Raw genomic sequence first — 24,579 nt, 5'->3', positions numbered from 1 at the left:
GTTGGGGAAATCGCGGCGCGCAGGGCGCTGCCGAGAACGTCGATCGACGTGCGTCGTGCGGCCCTGCGCGATGCGGCGCGTGGCGGCAAATCGATTGCCGCCGCGCTGAATCAGCCGGCCTTCGCGAACGCCCAGCAGTCGTTCGTCGGGAACTCGATCCAGTGCTTGCCGGCCGAGCGCGGCACGTGGCCGAACGCGCGCAGCCGCAGCTCGCCGCAATGGAACAGGTATTCCCAGCGGTCGCCGAGATACATCGACGTGACGAGGTCCGCCTGCAGCCGGTTCGCGCCGGGGCTGTCGGCGACCTGCACGCGTTCGAGGCGGATCACGGCCTGCGCGTCCTGGCCGGGCGCGAGCGTTTCGCGCGCGAGCGCGCGCAGCTGCCAGCCGTCGCCGGCGAGCGTCACGCTGTCTCCGTCGACCGCCGCGACCCGCGCATCGATCCGGTTGTTGCTGCCCATGAACTCGGCCGTGTACAGCGAGCGGGGCGCGCCATACAGCTCGGCCGGCGTGCCTTCCTGCTCGATGCGGCCGTTGCGCAGCAGCAGGATGCGGTCGGACATCGCCATCGCTTCGGTCTGGTCGTGCGTCACGCAGAGCGCCGACAGCCCGAGCGACACGATTAGCTCGCGCAGCCATGCGCGCGCTTCCTCGCGCAGCTTCGCGTCGAGGTTCGACAGCGGCTCGTCGAGCAGGATCACGGGCGGGTTGTACACGAGCGCGCGCGCGATCGCGACGCGCTGCTGCTGGCCGCCGGACAATTGATGCGGATAGCGCGCGGCGAGATGACCGAGGCCGAGCTGGTCGAGCGCGGTCTGCACGCGGCGTTTCTGCTCGGCCGGCGCGACGCGGCGCAGCTTGAGGCCGTAGCCGACGTTGTCCGCGACGGTGCGGTGCGGCCACAGCGCATACGACTGGAACACGAGCCCGAGCGAGCGCTGCTCGACCGGCAGGTCGACGTGCCGCGCGCCGTCGAAGAACACCTGGTCGTCGAGCTGGATGCGGCCGTCGGACGGCTGTTCGAGGCCCGCCACCGCGCGCAGCAGCGTGGTCTTGCCGCTGCCCGACGCGCCGAGCAGGCACACGACTTCGCCGGCCTTCAGTTCGAACGACACGCCCTTGAGGATCGGGTTCGCGCCGTAGCTGAGATGCAGATCGTCGACGATGAGCTTATCCATGAAGTTTCACTCCGAAGCGCAGGGCCACGCCGAGACCGGCGCCGACCATCGCGATGTTGATGACAGAGAGCGCGGCGACCTGGTCGACGGCGCCGGTCGCCCACAGCGACACGAGCAGCGCGCCGATCACTTCGGTGCCGGGCGACAGCAGGTAGACGGCAGTCGAGTATTCACGCTCGAAGATCATGAAGATCAAGAGCCACGCGGCGAGCAGGCCGAAGCGCACGAGCGGCAGCGTCACGTCGAGCGACACGCGGCCGCGCGTCGCGCCGACGCTGCGTCCGGCTTCTTCCAGCTCCGGCCCGACCTGCAGCAGCGCGCTCTGGATCAGCCGCATCCCGTAGGCGAGCCACACGACCGTGTACGCGATCCAGATGCTCCACATCGAGTTCTTCAGTTCGCGCAGCCCCGGCACGAACAGGAAGATCCACAGAAATGCGAGACCGGCGAGCAGGCCCGGAACCGCGCGCGGCAGCAGCACGAGGTAGTCGAGCAGCTTCGTCGCCCAGTCGTGGCGGCGGTGGCCCGCGAACGCGACGAGCGAATAGAAGCCGATCGCGAGCGCGCCGCCGATCACGCCGATGCCGAGCGTGTTGACGATCGCGCGCACGAGGTTGTCCTGCTCGAACAGCTCGATGAAGTTCGACAGCGTCAGCACGTCGGCGAGCGTGACGCCTTCGCCCCAGTTCGTCACGAACGCGCGCAGCACGATGCCGGAGATCGGCACGATCACGGTCAGCGCGAGCCACAGCGCGACGATCGCGACCGCGACCCAGCGCCACACGCCGAGCGGCAGCACGGTCGTGCGGCCGGCCTTGCCCTTCACGGTGACGAACCGGTTCGCGGTCTTCAGCAGCCGGCGCTGCAGCAGCACGAGCGGGAACGTGATCGCGACGATGCACACGGCGACCGCGGCCATCAGGTGATACGACGGCACGCCGAGCTTGTTGGTGAGCTTGTACAGGTAGGTCGCGAGCACGAGGTGGCCTTCCGGATCGCCGAGCACGAGCGGCAGGCCGAACACCTCGAAGCCGAGGAAGAACACGAGCACGCCGGCGAACAGCAGCGCGGGCATCGTCATCGGCAGGCTCACGTCGAGCGCGACGCGGAACGGCCGCGCGCCCGTCACGCGCGCCGCTTCCTCGACGTCGGAGCCGAGATTGCGCAGCGCGGCCGACGAGTACAGATACACGTGCGGCACGTGCGTGAGCCCGACGATCACCGTGATCGCGAAGATCGAGTAGATGTTCCACGGCACGCTTTCCGCGCCGAGCAGTTCCTTGAACCACACGGAGTAGAAGCCGACCGGGCCGACCGCGACCACATAGCCGAACGCGAGCACCATCGGCGACACGAACACCGGCGTGAGCAGCAGCGGCTCGAGCCAGCGGCGGCCGGGCAGGTCGGTGCGCACCATCAGGAACGCGAGGATGCCGCCGAGCGGGATCGAGATGAACAGCATCCCGCCGGCGATGATGAACGAGTTCTTCACGGCCGACCAGAAGTCGGGATCGCTGAAGATGAAGCGGAAGCCGTCGATGCCGACCGTCCTGTTCGCGTCGAAGAACGGCGCGGACAGCAAGCTCTGGAACAGGATGAAGCCGAGCGGCAGCGCGACCGCGACCGTCAGCACCGCAATGACGATCCAGCGCAGCATGCCGGCGAGCGGCTGCAGGCTGCTGGCGCGCAACGCGGGAATCGCGCTGCCGCCGGCAGGTTGCGGAACGGCCGGCGGCGCGCCGCGTGTACTGGTTGAAAGCATGAGTTCGCCCCTGCGGCCCGCGGGCCGCATCAAGAAAGTCGACAGGGAGAGGGGGGCGCCGCCCGCGTCGCGGGCGGCGTTCGGCCGTGGGCCTTCTTAAAAGGCGATCAGCGCTTGATCGACTGCTGCCACTGCTTGAGGAACGCGAGGCGCTTCGACTGGTCGAGGTAGACGAGCAGGCCGCTGCCGATCTGGATCGGCTTCAGCGAATCGCCGAGTTCCTTCGACAGGCTCGCGGCCGACGTTTCGCCGTTCACGTCCGCGCGAATCGCATACAGGTTCGCCTGGTTCGCGATCAGCGTCTGGCCGCGCTGCGACATCAGGTAGTCGACCCACAGCTTCGCGGCGTTCGGGTTCTTCGCCTTCTTCGAGATCGTCGCGAGGCGGCTCACGACCTGCGTGTAGTCCTTCGGAAACACGTAGCCGATCGACTTGTCCTTCTTCGCCTTCGCGTACGCATACGAGCCGATGATGTTGTAGCCGATCAGGTTCTCGCCGGACGAGATCCGCTCCATCATCGCGCCGGTGCTCGACTGCAGCTTCGGGCCCGTCGCGCCGATCGCCTTCACGAGCTCCCACGTGACTTTCTCGTTCACGTGCGCATCCTGCGTCAGGTAGTTGAAGCCGACGCCCGATTTCTCGATGTCGTAGGTCGTGACCTTGCCCTTGAACTTGTCCGACTGGGTGGTGAGCAGCTTGATCAGGTCGGCGCGGGTTTTCGGCACTTCGCTGTCGGGAATCAGCCGCTTGTTGTAGACGATCGCGAGCGGCTCGAACGTCGTGCCGTATGCCTGCTTCTGGTACTGCGCCCATTGCGGCACGTGCGCGCTCTCGGGCGAGTCGTACGACGCCATCAGGCCGTCGTTCACGAGCTTGACCTGCAGGTCCATCGCCGAGCTCCACAGCACGTCGGCGCTGGTGCTGTTCGCCGCGTTCTCGCTGATGTAGCGGTTGTACAGCTCGGTGCTGTTCATGTCGTTGTATTCGACCTTGACGCCGTACAGGCTTTCGAAATCCTTGATCAGCGGCCGCACGAGGCCGGTGTCGGTCGTCGAATAGACGATCAGCTTGCCTTCCTTCTTCGCGGCATCGACGACGCCCTGGTAGCTGCCCGGATATCCGGCCGGAACCTGCGCCCAGGCGGTGCCGGCGGCGGTGCCCGCGACGATCGACAGGACGGCGGCGAGGTGCTTCGGTGCGAACGGCATGTCTTCCTCCAATTACGCGTGTGTGTTGTTCGAGTGACGCGGATGGTAATTGCGAAGGACTTTCAGCCTGCTTTCATTTCTGTTCACAATGGCGTTCTTTGTGTCATGGATTTCCCGAGGTCGACGTGACGCCGGCCTCGGTTCGTGCGGCTCGGGGCATTGCCTGGAGCGAGAACGGGGCATGGGGCGGCCGGGCTCGGCCGTCGCGACAGCTACGCGAGCTGCGTCAGCAGCTGTCCGAGGATCCGGCCGCCATGCCGTGCGTGAGCGGCCGTCAATGCCGAATAGCCGACGACGACGCCCGCTTCGCATTCGGCGCTTCGGCAGAATCCGCGGATCGGCTGCAACGACACGCCGGCCGCGTGAGCCGCGGCGACGTACGACGCGTCGTTCATCCCGGGCGGCAACCACAGGACGAAATGAAATCCCGCCTGCTCGCCCGACACCGTGTAATGCCCGTTGCCGTGTTTCGCCAGCTGATCGAGCACGATGTCGCGCCGCTGGCGGTATGCGTGACGGCAGGCGCGCAGGTGCTTCGCAAAATCGCCGCGCCCGATGAAACGGGCCAGCGCGAGCTGAGGCGCCACGCTGACGGCGCGCGCGGTTGCGTGCCACACGGCCGACAGCGCCGGTCGCAGTTCCGCCGGCACGACCATGAAGCCGATGCGCAGCCCCGAGAACAGCGTCTTGTTGAACGAGCCGCAGTAGATCACGCGATCGCACGTGTCGAGCGATTTCAACGCGGGCAGCGGGGCGGCCTGGTAACTGAATTCGCCGTCGTAGTCGTCTTCGATGATCCACGTTCGATTGCGCACCGCCCAGTCGAGCAGTTCGAGCCGGCGCGACACCGACATCGTGACCCCGAGCGGTGCCTGGTGCGCAGGCGTCACGTACGCGGCGCGGGCGTCGGCATGCCGGTCCAGCGTGGCCGTCTCGATGCCTTCCCGATCGACCGGCACGTCGATCACGGTTGCGCCCGCCATCGTGAAAATCTGCCATGCCGATGCGTAGCCGGGATCTTCCATCAGCACCGTCGAGCCTGCGCAGAGCACGGTTCGCGCGACGAGGTCGATCGAATGCCGGATGCCGGTCGTGATGAAGATGTCGTCGGCTTCGCAAGGGATGCCGCGGTATTCCCGCAGGTAGCCGGCAATTTCGTCGCGCAGGCCTTCGACGCCTTGCAACGGCGTCGACCCGAGGTCGCTCGCGGTGGCGGAAAGCAGGCTCATCCCCAGGTACTTCTTCCATTGCTGCATCGGCAGCAGGCCGGGGTCGGCGAGTCGTGCGATGAACGGCACGCCCGGGCGTACTGCATGCTCCGGCCCGCCCGGGTCCGTCGTGCGTGCCGGCTCGGTAGCCGCGTCGGCGCGCCGCGGGACGCTTTGCCGCGACTGCGCGGCCGCGCGCAGATAGCTGTCCGGCACGACCGCGCATACCCGCGACCCCGAGCCTCGCGTTCGTGCGATGTAACCCTCGGCGCACAACCGGTCGTAAGCCGCCTCGACTGTTCCCCGCGCCACGCCCCATCGCGCGGCAAGGGTCCGGCTGGACGGCAGCGGACTGTCGCCGGGAAGCAGGCGTTTCAGGATCGCGTCGCGAATCGTGTCGGCAATGCACTCGTGCTTCGACTGCGCGCTGCCTGTCGTCAGCCCGGAAGGGCACGGCAGATCGAGTGGAATCGCGGCTTTGCCTCGCGTCATAGTGGTCTGGTCGATGTTCGATTTAATGGCCCTTCGGCTTATATCACTTTTCCCCTAGATTTCTGCGGATGACATTCCGAAACTGCTGGAGATGGATTCGCCGTATGAAGACCCGGTCGTTGCCCGAGTGGGGCTGGTTGTTCCTGTTGATGCTCGTCGTCTGCCTGCCGCGGGTCACGATCGACGCCTACTTGCCGTCGCTGCCCGCGATGGCGGACGCGCTGCATGGCACCGACGCCCAACTGCAGCTCACGCTGACGCTGTACATGGTCGGCTATGCGCTTTCGATGCTGGTGTCGGGGCCGTTGTCCGATCGGTACGGCCGCCGCCCCGTGCTCGTCGGCGGCCTGTGCATCTACGTGGTCGCGAGCGCCGCCTGCGCGTTGTCGACGAGCATCCCGGCGATCGTCGTTGCACGCATCCTTCAGGCGCTGGGCGGCTGCAGCGGAACGGTAATCGGGCGAGTGATCGTGCGCGAGCGCTTTCCGGCCGCGATGCAGGCCACGATGCTCAGCCGCATCTCGGCCGGCATGGCGCTGTCGCCGGTGGTCGCGCCGCTGGCCGGAAGCGCGATCGCCGAATGGCTCGGATGGCGCGGCGTGTTCGCCTGGCTTGCGGCCGGGGGGCTCGTCGCGACGGCGATGGTGCTGCGGCATTTGCCCGAGACCCGCGAAAGCGACGCGCGGCCGGAGCCGGGCCCGGGGCTGCTGCGGACGTACGGCGGCCTGCTCCGCGAGCGCCGTTTCCTGCGTTACTCGCTGGCGATCAGTTTCGTTTACTGCACCTACTTTCCGTTCATCGCGGAATCGTCGACGCTGTTCCAGCGGCAAATGGGCGTGTCCGGCCCGGTCTATGCGGCGATCTTCGGCCTGACCGTACTCGGGTATCTGATCGGTTCGAGCGTGTTCAGGCGGACCAGCGGCCGATGGAAAACCGATTCCGTCATTGCGGCGGCGGCTTGCGTCAATCTGGCCGGGGCTGCCTTGCTGTGGGGCGGCGCTGCAGTCGCCCCCGCGGCGGCGGCGGCCATCGTCGTACCGATGTTCTTCGTGATGATTGCGGTCGGGATCGCGATCCCGGCCTGCCAGTTCGCGGTGATGCAGCCGTACACGAAGATCGCCGGCACGGCTTCCGGGCTCTTTTTCTTCATCCAGATGGCGATCGCCGCCCTGTGCGGCGGCGTGCTGGCGTGGCTGTCGGACGGCACCGCCCGCCCGATGGTTGCCGTGATCGTCAGCTCGAGCGTCGCGTACCTGACGGTGGTGGTCGGCCTTCGCGAGCGGAGCGCCGCCGATGGCCGCCGCGTCGCGACCGGAGACCGTCGCGCGGCGCAGCAGTGAACGCCCGCCGTCGCGCGACGGTCGCCCGGGCAACGCGACGCGGGCTCGCGCCTGCTGCGCAACCGGTGTTTCCGCGAGGCGTCGGCATGGAAAGGATCATGTAATGTAGCGGCCTGACGCTTACCTTACGGAATTCCCATGCGTGTGCTGCTCGTCGAAGACAATCCGAATCTTGCGCAGTCGCTGAACGATGCGCTGAGCGCCGCGCGTTTCGCGGTCGATCACATGGCGGACGGGGAGGCGGCGGACCACGTGCTGCGCACGCAGGACTACGCGCTGGTGATCCTCGATCTCGGGCTGCCGAAGCTCGACGGGCTCGAGGTGCTGCGGCGGCTGCGCGCGCGGCGCAATCCGGTACCGGTGCTGATCCTCACCGCGCACGGGTCGGTCGAGGATCGCGTGAAGGGACTCGACCTCGGGGCCGACGACTATCTCGCGAAGCCGTTCGAGCTCACCGAGCTGGAAGCGCGCGCCCGCGCACTGATCCGGCGCAGCCTCGGACACGAGCATTCGAAGGTCGAATGCGGACCGCTCGCGTTCGACAGCGTCGACCGCAGCTTCCGGCTCGCGGGCGAACCGCTGCCGCTGACGCCGCGCGAGCGCTCGGTGCTCGAGGTGCTGATCCTGCGCAACGGCCGCGCGATCAACAAGGAAACGCTGTCGGAGAAGATCTTCGGGCTCGACGAATCGGTCAACGCGGACGCGATCGAGATCTACGTGTACCGGCTGAGGAAGAAGCTCGAGAACACGGGTGTCGCGATCGTCACGCTGCGCGGGCTCGGTTACTTGCTGGAAGCGAAGGCCGAATGAATCGCCCGCACGCTCACTTGGTTTGCATGGGATCCGAGTACGCGCCAAGGCGCGACGCCGGATCGACACGTTCGCTGTCCCCCGAGCACGCGCATGTCCGCGTTGGGGCGGCCCGGCGGGGGACATGATGACCCGCCCGAACCTGCGCGCACAGGTCGCGCTGTGGCTGCTGCTGCCGCTGCTCGGCCTGCTCGCGCTCGATTCGTGGCTTACGTACCAGCGCGCGATGAGCGCCGCGCACGTCGCGTTCGACCGTACGTTGTCGTCGTCGCTGAAGTCGATCCGCGAAGGCGTGCGGCTCGACCAGGGGGAAATCGAGGTCGACCTGCCATATCTCGCGCTCGAGATGTTCGAATCGGGCGACGGCGGCAAGATCTACTACCTGATCCGCGAGGACAACGGCCGCACCGTGACGGGCTACCCTGATCTGCCGCTGCCGGCAGGGCGCGACGCGGGCGACCGCGCACTGTTCGTCACGCGCTACTACGACGTCGTCTACCGCGGCGAACAGTTGCGGATGGCCGCGCTGCGCGTGCCGATCCACGACGTGCCGAGCGCGCAGTCGCGGGTCGTATGGGTGATGGTCGGCGAGACGATCGAGGCGCGCCAGGCGCTCGCGCGCGAGATCCTGATGGGTTCGCTGTTGCAGGAGGGGCTGCTCGTCGTGCTCGCGCTCGGCATCGTGTGGCTCGGTGTCGGGCGGGGGCTGCGGCCGCTGAACCGGCTGTCGGCGACGGTCGCCGCACGCACCGAGGACGACCCGACGCCGCTCGATACGGGCGGCATGCCGAGCGAGCTCGCGCCGCTCGTCGAGTCGATCAACCAGTACATCGGCCGCACGCAGCGGATGCAGGTCGCACGGCGGCGTTTCTTCGCGGATGCCGCGCACCAGCTGAAGACACCCCTCGCGGCCGTGCAGGCGGGCGTCGAGCTCGCGTTGCGGCCCGACGAGCAGCCACGCGTGAACGTGCATCTGCGGCGCGTGAACGGTGCGGTGCGGCAGGCGGCGAAGATCGTCCAGCAACTGCTGTCGCTGTCGCGGCTCGATTCGGACAGCGGGCAGGCCGTCACGCACCAGCCGGTCGCGCTGCACCGGCTTGCACGCAGCGTGACGCTCGACTGGTCGCCGGTCGCGCGCTCGCGCGACATCGATCTCGGCTTCGAGCACGACGCGGACGTCGACGTGCTCGGCCAGCCCGATCTGCTCGGCGAGCTGATCGGCAACCTGATCGACAACGCGATCCGCTATGCGGGCGACCGGGCGGTGATTACGGTGCGCGTGTCGCGTGAAGGCGAGCATGCGCGGCTGGACGTGATCGACAACGGGCCGGGGATTCCGGCGGGCGAGCGCGACGCGGTGTTCGAACGCTTCCATCGCGGCAGCAAGACGCAGACCGTCGAAGGCACGGGGCTCGGGCTGTCGATCGTGCGCGAGATCGCGCGCGTGCATCAGGGCAGGGTCGGGCTGGCCGATGCGGCGGGCGGCGGGTTGGTCGTGACGGTGACGTTGCCGGCCGTGCGCAGCGTGTCGAGCGGGACGTCTCCGTCACGCGCATGACGGACGTCAGTCGCCGAAGCCGATCTCCGCTTCGAGCGACTGCCCGACTTCCAGGAAGCCGCCTGCGCCGTGCACGATGATTGCGTTGTTGCCGAACGTCAGCGCGCCGTCGAAGGACGGGTTCGCGCGATAGGTCTGCATCGTGTCGGTCGGTTCGTGCGGCCACGCAGGATCGGGCGCGCCAGTGACCTGGTCGATCGTCGGCATCGGGCAGCGCGTGCACAGCTTCACGAGGCGCAGTCGCACGGGTGTCGCGCCATCGGTGTCGAGGTGTTCGACGAAATCCTCTTCGTACGCATCGAGATCCGTCACGACGATGTTCGGACGGAAGCGGTTCATCGGAATCGCGGGCGCGCCCTTCGCGGCGAGTCGCGCGTTCAGGTCGTCGAGCGACAACTGGCCGATCACGAGCAGTGGATAGCCGTCCGCGAACTGCGTGTGCGTATCGATGTCGCCGGTCCATTTGCGGTTGCAGCCGCGGCGCGCGTCGGGTCCGAAACGCGCGAGCTTCGTCGGCATGCCGAGGAATTCGGTGAGCCACGCGGCCGTATCGGCGCCCGTGTCGACCGCGTCGACCGTGTCGCGCCAGACGGTCGCGGCCATCTTCGGCGTGGCGGGCGACATGTCGCCGTCGAGGGGCGTGCGGATCTCGCGCATGCCCGGCGCATTCAGCACGAGTGCCTCGCTGTCGAGCGCGGTGCGAATCAACGCGAGGCGCGGGTGCGTGCGCTGCGTGATCATCTGCCCGTCGGGATCGGTGATCAGCCAGTGGCGGTCGTATGCCAGGCCCGTTTCGAGCAATTGTGCGCGCGGCAGCGCAATGCCGCCGCAGGATTTGATCGGATAGACGAAAAGTTCGCTGATGGCTGGCATGGCGCAGGCTTCGAATGACGTGGACAGTCAAAGCGCGATTGTGCCAGATCGTGACGAAGCCGTTCGTGCCGCCTGGTCGTCACGCGGGCAGCGGAAAACCGCGATCGAACGTCGCGCGCACGTCGAGCGGCTGGCGCAGCAGCCCGGCCTTCAGGTAGAAGTCGGCCGTGCGCTGCTGTTCGGCGATGACCGTCGCGTCGATCGGTTGCCAGCGCGTGCGCCGGCGCTCGAACTGCAGCTTCGCGGCCGCTTGCGGAATGCCGATGATGCGCGCGAGCGTCGCCGAGTACGCGTCCGCGTGTTGATAGGACCATGCCTGCGCGCGCACGACGCGCTGCAGGAAATCGCGCAGCACGTCGCGCTTCGCGGCGATCGCCGCGTCGGTCGCGGCCACGTAGCTGAGCCCCGACCACAGGCCGCGTCCGTTGACGAGCACGCGTGCGCGGCCACTCGTTTCCGCGAGCGCCGTGTACGGTTCCCACGTCGCCCATGCATCGATCGAGCCGGTCGCGAGCGCCAGCATCGTGTCGGCGGGCGGCAGGAAGCGGAACGATACGTCGTCCGGCGCGAGGCCGGCCGCGTCGAGCGCCTTCAGCGTGACGAAATGGCCGATCGACCCGCGTGTCGTGCCGACGCGCTTGCCTTTCAGGTCGGCGGCGGTCTTCAGCGGCGCGTCCGGGCGCACGACCACGGCCGTGCCGTATGGATCGGAGCGGTTCGCGCCGATCACCTTGATGCGCGCGCCCGATGCGAGCGCGAAGATCACCGGCGCGTCGCCGATCGGCCCGCAATCGACCGCGCCCGCGTTCAGCGCCTCCGCGAGCGGCGCGGCGGCCGGGAACTCGGTCCATCCGATGTCGTACGCGAGGCCGTCCAGTTCGCCGGCCGCTTCGAGCAGCGCGCGCAGCCCGCCTTTCTGGTCGCCGGCGCGCAGCAGCGGCCGCCCGCCCGATTGAGCATGCAGCGCGAACGGGGCGGCGGCGAGTGTGGTGAAGGCGGCGGCCTGGGTCAGGAAGTGGCGTCGGGTAGGATTCATCATGAGGTTCGGTTGGTCAAAGAGCGGGTGAATCCCGGCAAGTGATCGGGACGATCGGTCAATGCGGCAGGCCAGCCTGCACGTCGCGCACCGGGTCGGTGTCGAAGCGAAGCAGCAGTGCGGTCAACGGATCGCGGTTGGCGGCGGGCGGAGCCACGGCAGTTGGCGGAGCCGTAGCAGCCGTAGCGGTCGTAGCAGTCGTAGCAGGCGCAGCAGTCGTAGCGGTCGTAGCAGCTGTAGCCGCCGGAACCGCCGGAGCCGTCGGGTCGGCCGCACGGCACAGCAGATCGGCGTCCGACCACCCGGCACGGCCCGGCAATGCCCGCGCGCGCAGCCAGCCGCGACGGTCGGCGAGGAATTGCGTGCCGCCGAATGTGTCGGGTGCAACACCAGCGATCGTCGCGAAAACCTGCCATGCGTCAGGCGTGGCGGCGATACAGGTCGCGCGTCCGTTGCGTCCGCCGTTTCCGTCGTTTCCATCAGCGGCAGGCGGCGCCGCAGCATCCTGCGTGACGAGCAGCGTTTGCCAGCGGGCGTCCTCGATCGGCGGCTGCGCGCCGGGCGCGAGCGCGACCACACGCACGCGCTGGCCGTCGCGCCAGCGTTCGAGCGGTTGCGGCGCGGCATCCGTTGCGCAACGCACGTCGAGCGCCGGCAACGCAACGGGTGCCGGCCACGCGCCTTCTGCCTGCGCGCCGCTGCCGGCGGCGAGCCCTTTCAGGTAATCGAGCACGGCCCACGTGTCGCGCGCGTCGAGTGTGAGACCGAAGGCAGGCATCGACGTGCGGCCTTGTTCATCGCGCATGCCGTGCCGCACGCGCCAATACAACTCGCCGTCGAGGCGGCGCGCCAGCAGCGTGCCCGCGAACGTCGGCGGCCAATGCGCGAGCGACGCGGCGAGCGGGCCTTCGCCGCGGCCGTCCGCGCCGTGGCAGGCCGCGCAATGACGGTCGTACAGCCGCGCGCCGTGCGCGATGCCGGAAACGGCAAACGGCAGCGGGCTGCGCTGGAAACTGGTCGGCACGGCAGCGGCGAGCCACAGTGCGGCGGAGGGCCACGGCGCGCACCACGCGGCAAGCAACGCGCAAGCGGCCCAGACGATGCGCCGCTTGTGCGCGACGATGGCGCAGATCGCAAGCACGACGGCAAGCGCCGTCACGGCAAACGCGAGCGCGAGCTGACGCGTCAGGCCAGCATCGATGCGCAGCGTTTCGAGCGCGATGCGGCGGGCCCACGGCCACGCGGCCTGACCGTCGGCAGCGCCCGTCAGGCCGAGCCCGTGCAGCACGCGGGCCAGCCCGATCTGCGTGCCGTAAAGCGCTTGCAGGAATGCGAGCGACCAATCGGAAAACTGCACGGAAAACGGCAAGGATAACGTTAAGGAAAACGGCAAGGAAAATGATGCGGCAGACTGCGCGGCAAACGGCGGCGCGTTCATCGGCGCGCCCGCCGCGTGAAGTCGGCACCGCGCATCTACCAGCTCGCATCGAGCCCGAGGTGGCGCAGCGCGTCGTGCCGCAATGCGGCGAGCCGCGGGTCGCCGCGATGGCGCGGATACGGCAGGTCGACGCGCAGTTCCGCGACGATCCGCGCGGGGCGCGGACCGAACACGATCACGCGTTGCGCGAGGAACAGCGCTTCCTCGACGTCGTGCGTGACGAGCAGCGCGGAAAAACGGTCGCGTTGCCACAGCGCGGTCAACTCGGTCTGCATCGTCAGCCGCGTCAGTGAATCGAGCTTGCCGAGCGGTTCGTCGAGGATCAGCACGCGCGGATCGTTGACGAGCGCGCGGGCGAGCGCGACACGCTGCGCCATCCCGCCGGACAGCTGGTGCGGGAACGCATTCGCGAATTCCTGCAGCCCGACGCGCGCGAGCGCATCGTCGACGCGATGCTGCGCGGTGCGCGCCACGCCGCGCGCCTCGAGTCCGAGCGCGACGTTCGAGCGCACGCGCCGCCACGGATAGAGCGTCGGGTCCTGGAACACGACGATGCGCGACGGATCGGGACGTTCGATCGGCACGCCGTCCTGCGCGATCGTGCCGTGCCGCGCGGCGTCGAGTCCCGCGACGAGCCGCAGCAGCGTCGATTTCCCGCAGCCGCTCGGGCCGAGCAGCGCGACGAATTCGCCGGCCGCGACCGACAGCGTGACGTCGTCGAGCACGGGCAGCGGGCGGTCCGCACCGTGCGCGCCGTCGAACGCGTGGCTTACGCGGCGTACGTCGATGCGTGCGCCGCGCGGCGCCGCGGCCGCTGCCGGCGATGCGGAAACGGCGGGTTCGAGGAGGGCGGTGCTTACCATTTGACGGTTCCTTTCTGCCACGCGAGCGTGCGGTCGCGCACCGCGAACAGCAACGCGATGAGTCCGGAGAACAGCAGCGCCATCACGATCAGCGCCGCATACATGTTCACGTACGACGCCCAGCCCTGCGCCCAGCTCAGGTACCAGCCGAGCCCGGATTTCACGCCCATCATCTCCGCGACGACGATCACGGTGAACGACGCGCTCAGCCCCATGAAGATGCCGACGAACACGTGCGGCAGCGCGGCGGGAATCGCGACGCGCAGCACGAGGAAGCGCGCGTTCGCGCCGAGCGTGCGGGCCACGTCGTAGTACTGCTTGTTGACGCTCGCGACGCCCGACCACGTCAGCACCGCGACCGGAAAGCCGGTCGACAGCGCGATCAGGAACGTCGCGGCCGACTGGCTCGACGGGAAGAAGTAGAACGTGAGCGGTAGCAGCGCGGTGGCCGGCACGGGCCCGAGCACGCGCAGCAGCGGATGCACCCAGTAGCCGATCCGCCGCGACCAGCCGATCGATACGCCGGTCGCGAAGCCGGCTGCGACGCCATAGGCGAAGCCGAGGCCGAGCAGCTTCAGCGTGTTGACGGCGCTGCCGGCGAGGCGCGGCCAGTCGTCGACGTAGACCTCGATCAGCGCCTGCGGCGGCGCGAAGAACGGCGTCGGCAGCCAGCCGGTTTTCGCGGTGACGATTTCCCACCCGGCGAGCACGAGCGGCAGCGCGACGAGCCATGGGCCGGCCGGATGCAGGCGCGCAAGCCGGACGCGCGTCGCGCGAATCGCGTGGCCGAGCGTCGCGGCAGCGAGCAACGCGGCGGCGATCGCCAGCGTACCGGTGCCGAACGCGTCGGTATAGGCCCAGTCGCTGAAGCCGACGATGCGATTCGGCCACAGCCATGTCACCGCGCCGAGCGCGGCCCAGGCGAACGCCGCGGCGATGCCGGCGGGCCAGCGCTGCGCGCGGCGGGCAGCGGCGGCCTGCGTGGCGTCGCATGCGGTGCAGGCGGCGCGAGACGTCGGCATGGGCGAGGCAGCGAATGCCGAAGCGGCGGCGGGCGCAGCGGACCCACCACGCGCAGCGGACACACCGGACACACCGGACAGCGCGGACGTGGCGGGCACCGAGGAAACCTGTTCAATCGTCGACATCGCGTCACCCCAGCACGTTCGCATAGACCTGCTGCGCGAAGCGCCGCGGGTCGGTGCTTTTCCTGATCACGCCGATGCGGCGGAAATCGTCCGCGTAGAACGCGATTTCCTGCTGCAGATCGACGTTGGTCGGGTGATGCGTGTACGTGAGCGTCGCGTAGAGCTTGCGCAGGTCGTCCGGATCGATCTTCGGCGAATACTTCGCGAACAGCTTCGCGGCCTCGTTCGGGTTGTCGTGCGTGAACTCGGTCGCCTGCACGATCGACCGCGCGAGCGCGGCGGCCGCCGGCCGGTCGTTGCGCACGAGTTCGCCGCGCGCGCCGATCACGCAGCACACCTTGCGCGCGTATTCACCGGACAGGTTCGTCGCGAGCTCCGTGTACTTGCCGGCATTGCGCTTCTCGAGCAGATACAGGTTCGGGTCGCCGTCGGCGATCGCGTGGATCTCGCCCTTGTCGGCCGCGACGCCGAGCAGGTCGGCCGGATACTGCCGCCACGTGATGTCGCGCTCGGGATCGATCCCGTTCTTGGCGAGCAGGATCGAGAAGAAATGCTTGCCGGGCGCCGCGAGATCGCTGACACCCACTGTCTTGCCCTTCAGCGCCTGCAGCGTCGTGACGCCGGCCGCGTTCGCGCCGACCAGCCGCACGCAGCCGCCGTGCGAGCTGCCGATGATCTTCACGTCGAAGCCCGCTTCGAGCGGCTTCAGCCAGCGGTGGATCATCCCGACCGCCGCATCGGCCTTGCCGGTCGCGATCGATTCGAGCAACTGGTCGGTTGAGCCGCTGTAGTTGATCAGGTCGACCTTCAGGCCGTTCTTCTCGAAGAAGCCGCGCTCCTGCGCGACGACGATCGGCGTCAGGCAGAACGCGTTCTGGTTCCACGCGAACGTCAGCTTCTTCAGCGGCGTCGCGGACCAGACCTTGCGGCCGAGCGTGAGCGCGGGCGCCGCAAGCGCGGCTGCACCGGCGGCGCGCAGCAGGCGGCGGCGCTGGTCATCGTGCTTGTCGTGAGGTTGGGCGGGCACGGTGGCGGTCGTGCGTGTCATCGTCAGGTCTCCGGTCGTGCGGGGTGGTGCAGCGTGGTGCAGGGGCGTGCGTGGCTCAATCGAGCAGGTCGGGTTCGTCGGCCACGACGCGCGCATACAGGCTGTCGAACGCATGCAGTGCGCCTTCGGGCCCGCCGATCTGGCCGTGCGTGTGGCGCGCGGTGGCAGGATCGATCGGCTGCGGCGTGCCGGCCGCCTCGGCGAGCAGTTGCGTGTGCGCGGCGTTGTCGAGCGCGATGTACCACCATGCGGCCGCTTCGACGGTCGGTCCCGCCGTCAGGATGCCGTGGTTCTTCAGGATCACGCCCTTGTGCGTGCCGCCGCCGGGCTTCGCGAGCGCCTGCGCGATCCGCGCGCCTTCGCTCGTGTCGACCACCATCCCCGTGAAATCGTCGAACAGCGCGTGGTCCTCGTAGAACACGCACGCATCCTGCGTCAGCGGATCGAGCGGGCGGCCGAGCGTCGACCATGCCTTGCCGTACGTCGAATGCGTGTGCGCGGCGGCGACGATGTCCGGATGCGCGTGATGGATCGCCGCGTGGATCGCGAACGCGGCCTTGTTCAGCGGCCGGTCGCCGATCGCGGTCTCGCCATTCGCATTGACGAGCAGCAGGTCGGACACCTTGATCTGCGAGAAATGCACGCCGAGCGGATTCACCCAGAAGTGGTCGGGCAATTCCGGATCGCGCGCGGTGATGTGGCCGGCGAGCCCGGACGCGAACCCGAAGCGCGCGAACAGCCGGAACGCGGCGGCGAGCTTCACCTGCCGGTGGCGGCGCTCGGCGGCGACGTCCGCGCGCGGCGCGCTCGGGTCGAACCAGAAATGCTGGCGGGGCGACGCGGCGAGCGCGAGGCCGGACGCGGTGCGCAGCGGCGTGGACAGGACGGTGGACATGCGGGGTCGTCTCCGTTCGCAGTCAGGCTGCGCGTCGCGAAGCATCGCGCGCGGCGACGGCGGCGCGCACGCGCGGAATCAGTTCGCGGCCGTAATCGATCGCGTCTTCCAGCGGATCGAAGCCGCGGATCAGGAACGTCGTCACGCCGAGGTCGTAGTAGTCGAGCAGCGCATCGGCGACCTGCTCGGGCGTGCCGACGAGCGCGGTCGAATTCGAACGCGCGCCGGTCAGCTTCGCGATCTCGGTCCATAGCCGCTTGTCGACGCGCGATCCGCGCTCGGCGGCGGCCAGCAGGCGGCGCGCGCCTTCGCTTTGCTGCGGGCCGCCCGCGCCAAGGCCAGCGGCTTCGCGCAGCCGGCGCGTTTCGTCGAGGATCCGGTGCGCGCGTGCCCACGCTTCGTCTTCGGTTGCCGCGAGGATCGGCCGGAACGACACCGAAAAACGCACCTGCCGGCCGTGCTTTGCCGCTTCGGCGCGCACGCGCGTCGTCAGGTCGCGCACCTGGTCGAGCGATTCGCCCCACAGCGCGTAGACGTCCGCGTGCTTGCCGGCGACCGCGAGCGCCGCGTCCGACGCGCCGCCGAAATAGATCGGTACGTGCGGCTGCTGGAACGGCTTCACTTCGGAATAGCCCTGGCGGAAGCGGTAGTGTTCGCCGTCATGATCGAACGGCTGACTCTCGGTCCAGATCCGGCGCAGGATGCCGAGATATTCGTCGGTACGCGCATAGCGGGCGTCGTGCTCGAGGAAGTCGCCGTCGCGCTGCTGCTCGGCATCCGAGCCGCCCGAGATGATGTGCACCGCGAGCCGGCCGCGGCTGAACTGGTCGAGCGTCGCGATCTGCCGCGCGGCGAGCGTCGGTGCGGTGAAGCCCGGGCGATGCGCGAGCATGAAGTGGATGCGTTCGGTCGCGGCGGCCGCGTAGGAGATCGTCAGCGTCGCCGACGGGCCGGTCGAGTGGTGCGGCACGAGGATGCGGTCGAAGCCGGCCGTTTCATGGGCCCGCGCGAAGTCGCGGACGTAGTCGGGATCGACCGCGTTGCCGGACGGCGGGTGGATCTCCGATTGCTTCTGGCTCTGGATCATGCCGATGAATTCGACGCTCATCTGGGTCTCCGGTGCAGGGACGGTCCGGCGCGTGGGCCGGGGGGCGGGTGCGGTGCGCCCGGCGTGTGGTTCGACGACCGCGCCGGGCGGGAATGGAGCGCAGATTACCGTCGGGATCATGCGAAATGGAAATAATCAATACCGAATTGAATATCAGGTTTGCATGGTTTGAGCGGGGCGACATCGCGCATACGCTGTGCGCTCACGATCGATCGGGGCCGTTGCCGGATCCGTGCTGCGCGTGAATTTCCACCGTGCGGAGGAGCGCGCCAACAACGGCAGACCGACCGGTATCCGCTGTTGCATTACACAATGGAATCCGATTCGATGTCCGCCAGTCCTGCCGTTTCTTCGCCGCCATTGCAGCCATCATTGCAGTCGTCGTTGCAGCCGCCTTCGCAGTCGTTTTCGCAGCCGAACCCGCTGCGGCACTTGCCCGCCGACGACGCGCGTGTCGCTGCGCTGCTCGATCGCATCGCTCCCGAACTGGCCGCCGACGCCGCGCGCAACGACGCACTCGGCCGCTTTCCGCACGAGAACTTCGCGCGCCTGCATCGCGCGGGACTGATCGCGCAGGTCGTGCCGCGCGAATTCGGCGGCGCGGGCGCGACGCTTGCGCAGGCGAGCCGGATCGTCGCGGCGGTCGCGCGTGCCGATCCGGCGACCGCGCTCGTGCTGACGATGACGTACCTGCAGCATCGCGCGCTCGGCCGTGCGGATAACCGTTGGCCCGAGCGGCTGCGGCGCGCGGTGTTCGACAGCGCGGTGGCGGACGGCGCGCTGATCAACGCATTGCGCGTCGAGCCGGCGCTCGGCTCGCCCGCGCGCGGCGGCCTGCCCGACACGGTCGCGCGCCGCGACGGCGACGGCTGGCGGCTGACCGGCCACAAGCTGTACAGCACCGGCATCCCCGCATTGCGCTGGCTCGCCGTGTGGGCGCGCACCGACGAGCCCGAGCCGCGCGTCGGCGTGTTTCTCGTGCCGCGCGACCCGCACGGCAGCGATGCAGGCATCCGCGTGATCGAGAGCTGGGATCATCTCGGCCTGCGCGCGTCGGGCAGCCACGAAGCAGTGTTCGACGACGTGCGGCTGCCGGCCGATCACGCGGTGGATGTGCGCGCGCCCGGCGCATGGGCCATATCGCGCGCGAGCCACGCGGATCTCGACGCGCCGGCCGATCAGCAGGCGTGGATGGTCGCGCTGCTCGGCAGTCTGTACGACGCGCTCGCGCGGGCGGCGCACGACTGGCTGGTCGAATTTGCCGCGACGCGTGTACCGAGCGGACTCGGCGCGCCGCTCGCGACGTTGCCGCGCGTGCAGGAGGCGGTCGGCGAGATCGAGGGCTGGCTGCATGCGAACCGCGTGCTGCTCGACGACGCGATCGCGCGCACGGATGCCGGTGCGCCGCCGGCGGTCACGACGAGCGGCCTCGTCAAGCGGACGGTCACCGAGCACGCGATCCGCACGGTCGAGCAGGCGTTGAAGCTGTCAGGCAATCACGGGCTGAGCCGCAGCAATCCGCTCGAACGCTACTACCGCGACGTGCTGTGCAGCCGCGTGCATACACCGCAGGACGACGCGATCGCGGTCGCGGCGGGGCGGGCCGCGTTCGATGCGGCGCGTGAGTCGGCAGCGCAACGGGATGCGCGCACGTCGCACCGCGATGAAGCTTGAGCGGCATGGGGTGGGGCGGCCGGGCGGGCGCGCTGGAATCACCGGAACCACCGGAATCACCGGAATCACCGGAGTCACCGGAGTCACCGGAGTCACCGGAGTCACCGGAACCGGCGGAACGTTATGCCGCGGCGCTGCCCGCGTGCGCGGGCACGTCGAACGCCGCGCGCGCCTGCGCGGCGACGGCCGCGAGCGGCGCGGCGAGACGTTCCGCGTCGTGGCGCCGGAGCAGCCACAGATCGATCTGCGGCTTGAAGTCGGCGAGCGGGATCACGTCGAGCGCGTCGCGCAACGGACTCTGCTCGACGAGCGGCAGTGGCATCAGCCCGAGTCCGGCGCCGTTCGCGACACTTTGCAGCTGCAGGTCGCGGCCGAACGTATCGAGCGTCACGCGCAGCGGCAGGCCTTGTCCGTCGAGCGCACGCCGCAAGCCCGCGCGAAAGCCGCAGCCGTCCGGGTTCAACACCCAGCCGCGCGCGTGACAGTCGGCAAGCCGGTAGCTGCGGCGCGGCCAGTCGCCCTTGCGGCCGACCGCAACGAGCCGCGCGGTCAGCAGCCGTTCGCCGTCGACCTGCGCCGGCAGTACCAGCTCGCGCGCGAGGAACACGAGCGCCGCGTCGAGCTCGCGGCGCTCGACGCGTTCGACGAGCGTGCCGCCCCATGCGGTCGACACCTGCGGCGTGAGCGCGGGCCACTGCGCGCCGAGCATCCCGACGAGGTCGAGTACCAGCAGTTCGCCGAGGCCTTGCGTGAGGCCGAGCCGGAATTCGCCGGCGGGCGGCAGTTGCGCGGCGGTCAGCTCGCGCAGCGCGTCGACCTCGCGCAGGATCGCGCGACATTGCTCGTACACCCGCCGGCCGATGTCGGTCGGGCGCGGCGGCTTCGTGTTGCGGTCGAGCAGCGTCACGCCGAGCGCTTCCTCGAGGTTCTGCACGCGCCGCGTGATCGCCGGCTGCGTCATGCCGAGTTCGCCGGCCGCGTGGCTCAGGGTCTGGCAGCGGACGACCGCTGCAAAAGCGTCGATATCGCTAATTTTCATGTTTGTTCTGCATGGTCTTTCAGGTGCATCATGACAATCCATCATATTCGGCATCATATTCGAGGAGACAGCCGATGAGCACGCATTCGTTGCAGCAGTCGCCGTTTCGCCCGTTCGTCGACAGCCTGGGCGCGCTGCTCGCGTCCGGTGCGGACGAGGCGCGCATCCTCGACGAAGGCGGCGCGCTGCTCGCCGCGCTCGTCGCGCACGACGACTGGCTGCCCGACGCGTTCGCGCAGCCGGACCCCGAGCGCTACCGGCAGTACCTGCTCCATCTCGACCCGGAAGAACGGTTCTCCGTCGTCAGCTTCGTGTGGGGGCCCGGACAGGCAACGCCGATCCACGACCATACGGTGTGGGGGCTGATCGGCATGCTGCGCGGCGGCGAGTTCTCGCAGCCGTACCGGATCGGCGCGGCCGGACGGCCCGAGCCCGCGGGCGACGCGGTGCGGCTGCGGCCGGGGCAGGTCGAGGCCGTGTCGCCGCGCATCGGCGACATTCATCGCGTGAGCAATGCGTTCGCCGACCAGGTGTCGATCAGCATCCACGTGTACGGCGCGAACATCGGCACGGTCGAACGCGCGGTCTATCTCGAGGACGGCACCGTGAAGCCGTTCATCTCCGGCTATTCGAATGCGTGACGCGCGACGCCTTGCCGGCGCGCGCGGCGCGGTTCAGGATTCCATCCACTTCTTTCACCGACTTCATCAGACATCGTGACGCAATCCACTGATTCCACTCCACGTTTCGCCGCCGCGTCGTACCACGACGTGCGCGCCCGCCTGCTCGCCGGCGACGAGATCGCGCTGATCGACGTGCGCGAGGAAGATCCGTACGCGCAAGGCCATCCGTTGTGGGCCGCGAACTTTCCGCTGTCGAAGCTCGAACTCGACGCGTGGACGCGGATTCCGCGCCGCGACACGCCGATCGTCGTCTATGGCGAGGCCGGCGGCGAGGATCTCGCGCCGCGCGCGGCCGCGAAGCTCGCGCAACTCGGCTATACGGACGTGCGGCTGCTCGAGGGCGGCCTCGCGGGCTGGCGCGACGCGGGCGGCGAGCTGTTCATCGACGTCAATGTGCCGAGCAAGTCGTTCGGCGAATGGGTCGAGGCCGAACGCCATACGCCGTCGATGTCCGCGCAGCAGGTGCAGGCGCTGATCGACACGCGTGCGGACGTCGTGATCGTCGATGCGCGCCGGTTCGACGAATACCAGACGATGAACATCCCGACGTCGACGAGCGTGCCGGGCGCGGAACTCGTGCTGCGCGTGCGCGCGCTCGCGCCGGACCCGGCGACGCAGGTGATCGTCAATTGCGCGGGCCGCACGCGTAGCATCATCGGCACGCAGTCGCTGATCAATGCGGGGCTGCCGAACCCGGTGGCCGCGCTGCGCAACGGCACGATCGGCTGGACGCTCGCGGGGCAGGCGCTCGAGCACGGCGCCGCGCGCCGCTTTCCGGACGACATCGACGCGACGCTACGTGCCGACGCGCGCCGCGCCGCGCGGGCGGTCGCCGAACGGGCGGCGGTGAAGCGCATCGCGCTTGCCGACGTCGACGCGCTCGCGGAACCGGGCCGCACGCTGTACCGCTTCGACGTGCGCACGCCGGAAGAATATGCGGCCGGGCATCTGCCGGGCTTCCTGAGCACGCCGGGTGGCCAGCTCGTGCAGGAGACCGACCATCATGCGGCAGTGCGCGGCGCGCGGATCGTGCTCGCGGACGACGACGGCGTGCGCGCGGACATGACCGCGTCATGGCTCGCGCAGATGGGCTGGGACGTGCGGGTCGTCGAGCCGGCCGGCGCGCCGGCGTTCTCCGAGACGGGACAGCCGCCGCGCGACGTGCCCGCGACGCCCGACGTCAATGAAGTGTCGCCCGCGACGCTCGCGGGCTGGCTGAGCGATTCGCACGAATCGCACGAATCGGCGCCCGACGAGATCGCCGTGATCGACGTGACGCTCAGCGCGAACTACGTGAAGCGCCACATCCCCGGCGCATGGTTCGTCGTGCGTGCGCAGCTGCGCGACGCGCTTGCGACGATCCCGCTCGCGAAGCGCTACGTGTTCACCTGCGGGTCGAGCCTGCTTGCGCGGTTTGCGGCGGACGACGCGCGTGCGTGGCTGCCGGATTCGGCGGAGATCGTCGTGCTGACGGGTGGCACCGCCGCGTGGATCGACGCGGGCCTGCCGCTCGAAGCGGGCGAGACGCGGCTCGCGTCGCCGCGCGTCGACCGCTACCGGCGGCCGTACGAAGGCACGGACAACGCTGCCGCGGCGATGCAGGCCTATCTCGACTGGGAGTTCGGACTCGTCGATCAACTGAAGCACGACGGCACGCATCACTTCCGCGTGATCTGACGTGCGGCGGAAAGGTACGTCGCCCAAAGCGCGGCGCGCGCCCAGACTGGGCGCGCATCGGTAGACGGGAATTGGGGGCGGCGAACGGCGCGGGCCGGCTGCACGGGCGGCGCCGGTATGCACACGACGCCGAACGGGACGGGATCGTCGCACCGAATAATTACCTATGTATTACATTGCGCTTTCTGATTCGTTCTATCGAACCGATCCGCGTAACGGGACGCAGGCGCCGGCGCACGAGAGCACGCGCGTCGCGCGAGACGGGGGCATTGCGGTGGACATTGCCGCGTCGGCGCGCGCTGTCGCCGCCGCCGGCCGGGTGCGTGACGCGGTCCGCAGGCGGGCCGTGCGCCGGATGCACTAAACTTGCGGGAATTTTGCGTTGCCGGACCCGGCAACGCGGCGACTCGCGGGCGGGGGCGAGCGCCGGACGCCGCGCGCGCCCGGTGCGCGAACCCGCCGATTTTCCCGGACACATGACGAACCACACCGATCCCGCCTATCTGCTCGGCGAACTGCTGAAGAACGTATCCCGGTCTTTCTACCTGACGCTGCGCGTGCTGCCCGACGGCATGCGCGACCCGGTCGGCCTTGCGTACCTGCTCGCCCGCGCGGCCGACACGATCGCGGACACCGCGCTCGTCGCGCCCGAGCGCCGCGCGGCGCTGCTGACCGATCTGCGCGAGGACATCGAACGGCTCGGCGACGGTGCCGCGCTGTCCCGTGCGCTCGAGGACGTCACGCGGATGCAGACGGATTCCCACGAGCACGTGCTGCTCGGCTCGATGCAGCCGATGCTCGCGCTGCTGCGCGCGCAGCGCGACGCCGACAGTGCCGCGATCCGCAAGGTCGTCGCGACGCTGACGTCGGGGATGGAATTCGACCTGCGCACGTTCCCCGACGAGCAGTCGGGGCAGGTGGCGGCGCTGCCGTCGCGCGACGCGCTCGACCGCTATACGTATCTGGTTGCCGGCTGCGTCGGGGAGTTCTGGACCGACATGACCGGCATGCACACGCGGGCCGCGCGGCGCTGGAACCTGCCGGACATGCGGGAGAAGGGGATCCGCTTCGGCAAGGCGCTGCAGATGACCAACATCCTGCGCGACTGCGCGAAGGACTTGCGGATCGGCCGCTGCTACCTGCCGTTGGACGTGCTTGCAGGCCACGGGCTCGAGGTTGCCGACCTGCTCGCGCCGGCCGTGTCGTCGCGCGCGCGCCCGTTGCTGTTCGACCTGCTGCGCGTTGCGCTCGCGCAATACCGCGACGCGTGCCTGTATACGCTCGCGATCCCGCGGCGCTTCGTGCGCCTGCGGCTCGCGTGCCTGTGGCCGATCCTGATCGGCCTCGAGACGCTCGAGCTGCTTGCCGGCCACGACGCGTGGCTCGATCCGGCGCGCCCGGCCAAGGTGCCGAGGAAGCGCATCTACCGGATCATGGCGTCGTCGCTCGCGATCGTCGGCTCGAATGCCGCGATCCGCGCCCGCGTGTCGCGTCTCGCCGACGCGGTCGACGCGCTGATCGGGGCGCCGACCGCGCGCTGA

General features: G+C 69.2%; 21 protein-coding genes. 8 read left to right on the top strand and 13 right to left on the bottom strand.

The window, feature by feature from the left end; all coding sequences use genetic code 11:
• Nucleotides 1–110: 110 nt before the first annotated feature.
• From ACV229_RS02335 to pdxR, 4 genes are all read right to left on the bottom strand, one after another.
• The gene (locus ACV229_RS02335) at nucleotides 111–1,178 is read right to left on the bottom strand and encodes an ABC transporter ATP-binding protein (RefSeq protein WP_448081498.1); all 1,068 of its coding nucleotides are present in this window, start codon (nucleotides 1,176–1,178) and stop codon (nucleotides 111–113) included.
• Nucleotides 1,171–2,940, bottom strand: a complete 1,770-nt coding sequence (locus ACV229_RS02330) for an ABC transporter permease (RefSeq protein WP_448081497.1) — start codon at nucleotides 2,938–2,940, stop codon at nucleotides 1,171–1,173. The genes ACV229_RS02335 and ACV229_RS02330 overlap by 8 nt, the downstream gene beginning before the upstream one ends.
• 107 nt (nucleotides 2,941–3,047) lie before the next feature.
• Nucleotides 3,048–4,148: an ABC transporter substrate-binding protein gene (locus tag ACV229_RS02325; RefSeq protein ID WP_448081496.1), complete on the bottom strand. Its 1,101-nt coding sequence runs from the start codon at nucleotides 4,146–4,148 to the stop codon at nucleotides 3,048–3,050.
• A 212-nt stretch (nucleotides 4,149–4,360) separates the two neighbouring features.
• Nucleotides 4,361–5,848, bottom strand: a complete 1,488-nt coding sequence (gene pdxR / locus ACV229_RS02320; protein WP_448081495.1) for a MocR-like pyridoxine biosynthesis transcription factor PdxR — start codon at nucleotides 5,846–5,848, stop codon at nucleotides 4,361–4,363.
• A gap of 104 nt (nucleotides 5,849–5,952) precedes the next feature.
• Between pdxR and ACV229_RS02315 the strand changes: the two genes are divergently transcribed.
• From ACV229_RS02315 to ACV229_RS02305, 3 genes are all read left to right on the top strand, one after another.
• Nucleotides 5,953–7,188 carry a multidrug effflux MFS transporter gene (locus ACV229_RS02315; RefSeq protein WP_448081494.1) on the top strand — a complete coding sequence of 412 codons (1,236 nt, stop codon included), beginning with the start codon at nucleotides 5,953–5,955 and terminating at the stop codon, nucleotides 7,186–7,188.
• 138 nt (nucleotides 7,189–7,326) lie between these two features.
• Nucleotides 7,327–7,998, top strand: coding sequence for a response regulator (locus ACV229_RS02310; RefSeq protein ID WP_448081493.1), 672 nt, complete (start codon nucleotides 7,327–7,329; stop codon nucleotides 7,996–7,998).
• Between the two features lie 127 nt (nucleotides 7,999–8,125).
• Nucleotides 8,126–9,556: a sensor histidine kinase N-terminal domain-containing protein gene (locus ACV229_RS02305; RefSeq protein ID WP_448081566.1), complete on the top strand. Its 1,431-nt coding sequence runs from the start codon at nucleotides 8,126–8,128 to the stop codon at nucleotides 9,554–9,556.
• A gap of 6 nt (nucleotides 9,557–9,562) precedes the next feature.
• Here ACV229_RS02305 and ACV229_RS02300 read toward each other — a convergent pair whose 3' ends face one another.
• The 8 genes from ACV229_RS02300 to ACV229_RS02265 all read right to left on the bottom strand — a co-directional run bounded on the left by ACV229_RS02300 (nucleotide 9,563) and on the right by ACV229_RS02265 (nucleotide 17,965).
• Nucleotides 9,563–10,429: an MOSC domain-containing protein gene (locus tag ACV229_RS02300; RefSeq protein WP_448081492.1), complete on the bottom strand. Its 867-nt coding sequence runs from the start codon at nucleotides 10,427–10,429 to the stop codon at nucleotides 9,563–9,565.
• A gap of 79 nt (nucleotides 10,430–10,508) precedes the next feature.
• Complete coding sequence (locus ACV229_RS02295) at nucleotides 10,509–11,465, bottom strand: ABC transporter substrate-binding protein (RefSeq protein WP_448081491.1); 957 nt, start codon at nucleotides 11,463–11,465, stop codon at nucleotides 10,509–10,511.
• A 58-nt stretch (nucleotides 11,466–11,523) separates the two neighbouring features.
• Entirely contained in the window at nucleotides 11,524–12,822 is a 1,299-nt protein-coding gene (locus tag ACV229_RS02290) for a c-type cytochrome (protein ID WP_448081490.1), read from the bottom strand.
• 116 nt (nucleotides 12,823–12,938) lie between these two features.
• Nucleotides 12,939–13,766 carry an ABC transporter ATP-binding protein gene (locus ACV229_RS02285; protein WP_448081489.1) on the bottom strand — a complete coding sequence of 276 codons (828 nt, stop codon included), beginning with the start codon at nucleotides 13,764–13,766 and terminating at the stop codon, nucleotides 12,939–12,941.
• A complete protein-coding gene (locus ACV229_RS02280) occupies nucleotides 13,760–14,788 on the bottom strand; it encodes an ABC transporter permease (protein ID WP_448081488.1) in 1,029 nt (342 codons plus the stop codon). Before ACV229_RS02280 ends, ACV229_RS02285 begins: the two co-directional genes overlap by 7 nt.
• Nucleotides 14,789–14,918: 130 nt before the next feature.
• On the bottom strand, nucleotides 14,919–15,962 hold the full coding sequence (locus ACV229_RS02275) for an ABC transporter substrate-binding protein (protein ID WP_448081487.1): 1,044 nt from the start codon (nucleotides 15,960–15,962) through the stop codon (nucleotides 14,919–14,921).
• A gap of 55 nt (nucleotides 15,963–16,017) precedes the next feature.
• Entirely contained in the window at nucleotides 16,018–16,857 is an 840-nt protein-coding gene (locus tag ACV229_RS02270; protein ID WP_448081486.1) for a class II aldolase/adducin family protein, read from the bottom strand.
• 22 nt (nucleotides 16,858–16,879) lie between these two features.
• Nucleotides 16,880–17,965 (bottom strand): LLM class flavin-dependent oxidoreductase, encoded by a 1,086-nt coding sequence (locus ACV229_RS02265; protein WP_448081485.1) that lies wholly within the window; start codon nucleotides 17,963–17,965, stop codon nucleotides 16,880–16,882.
• 327 nt (nucleotides 17,966–18,292) lie between these two features.
• Between ACV229_RS02265 and ACV229_RS02260 the strand changes: the two genes are divergently transcribed.
• Nucleotides 18,293–19,639, top strand: coding sequence for an acyl-CoA dehydrogenase family protein (locus tag ACV229_RS02260; RefSeq protein ID WP_448081484.1), 1,347 nt, complete (start codon nucleotides 18,293–18,295; stop codon nucleotides 19,637–19,639).
• A gap of 121 nt (nucleotides 19,640–19,760) precedes the next feature.
• Here ACV229_RS02260 and ACV229_RS02255 read toward each other — a convergent pair whose 3' ends face one another.
• Nucleotides 19,761–20,735, bottom strand: coding sequence for a LysR family transcriptional regulator (locus tag ACV229_RS02255; protein WP_448081483.1), 975 nt, complete (start codon nucleotides 20,733–20,735; stop codon nucleotides 19,761–19,763).
• A gap of 17 nt (nucleotides 20,736–20,752) precedes the next feature.
• Between ACV229_RS02255 and ACV229_RS02250 the strand changes: the two genes are divergently transcribed.
• The 4 genes from ACV229_RS02250 (at nucleotide 20,753) to ACV229_RS02235 (ending at nucleotide 24,579) form a co-directional block, all read left to right on the top strand.
• On the top strand, nucleotides 20,753–21,319 hold the full coding sequence (locus tag ACV229_RS02250) for a cysteine dioxygenase (RefSeq protein WP_448081482.1): 567 nt from the start codon (nucleotides 20,753–20,755) through the stop codon (nucleotides 21,317–21,319).
• Between the two features lie 75 nt (nucleotides 21,320–21,394).
• Nucleotides 21,395–23,038, top strand: coding sequence for a rhodanese-related sulfurtransferase (locus tag ACV229_RS02245; protein ID WP_448081481.1), 1,644 nt, complete (start codon nucleotides 21,395–21,397; stop codon nucleotides 23,036–23,038).
• Nucleotides 23,039–23,204: 166 nt separating this feature from the next.
• Nucleotides 23,205–23,402, top strand: a complete 198-nt coding sequence (locus ACV229_RS02240) for a hypothetical protein (protein WP_448081480.1) — start codon at nucleotides 23,205–23,207, stop codon at nucleotides 23,400–23,402.
• A 112-nt stretch (nucleotides 23,403–23,514) separates the two neighbouring features.
• The gene (locus ACV229_RS02235) at nucleotides 23,515–24,579 is read left to right on the top strand and encodes a phytoene/squalene synthase family protein (protein WP_448081479.1); all 1,065 of its coding nucleotides are present in this window, start codon (nucleotides 23,515–23,517) and stop codon (nucleotides 24,577–24,579) included.

Source organism: Burkholderia sp. MR1-5-21, assembly GCF_053427715.1.
Note: the sequence above shows the minus strand (reverse complement) of the source record. Positions and strands in the feature narration are given on the sequence as shown.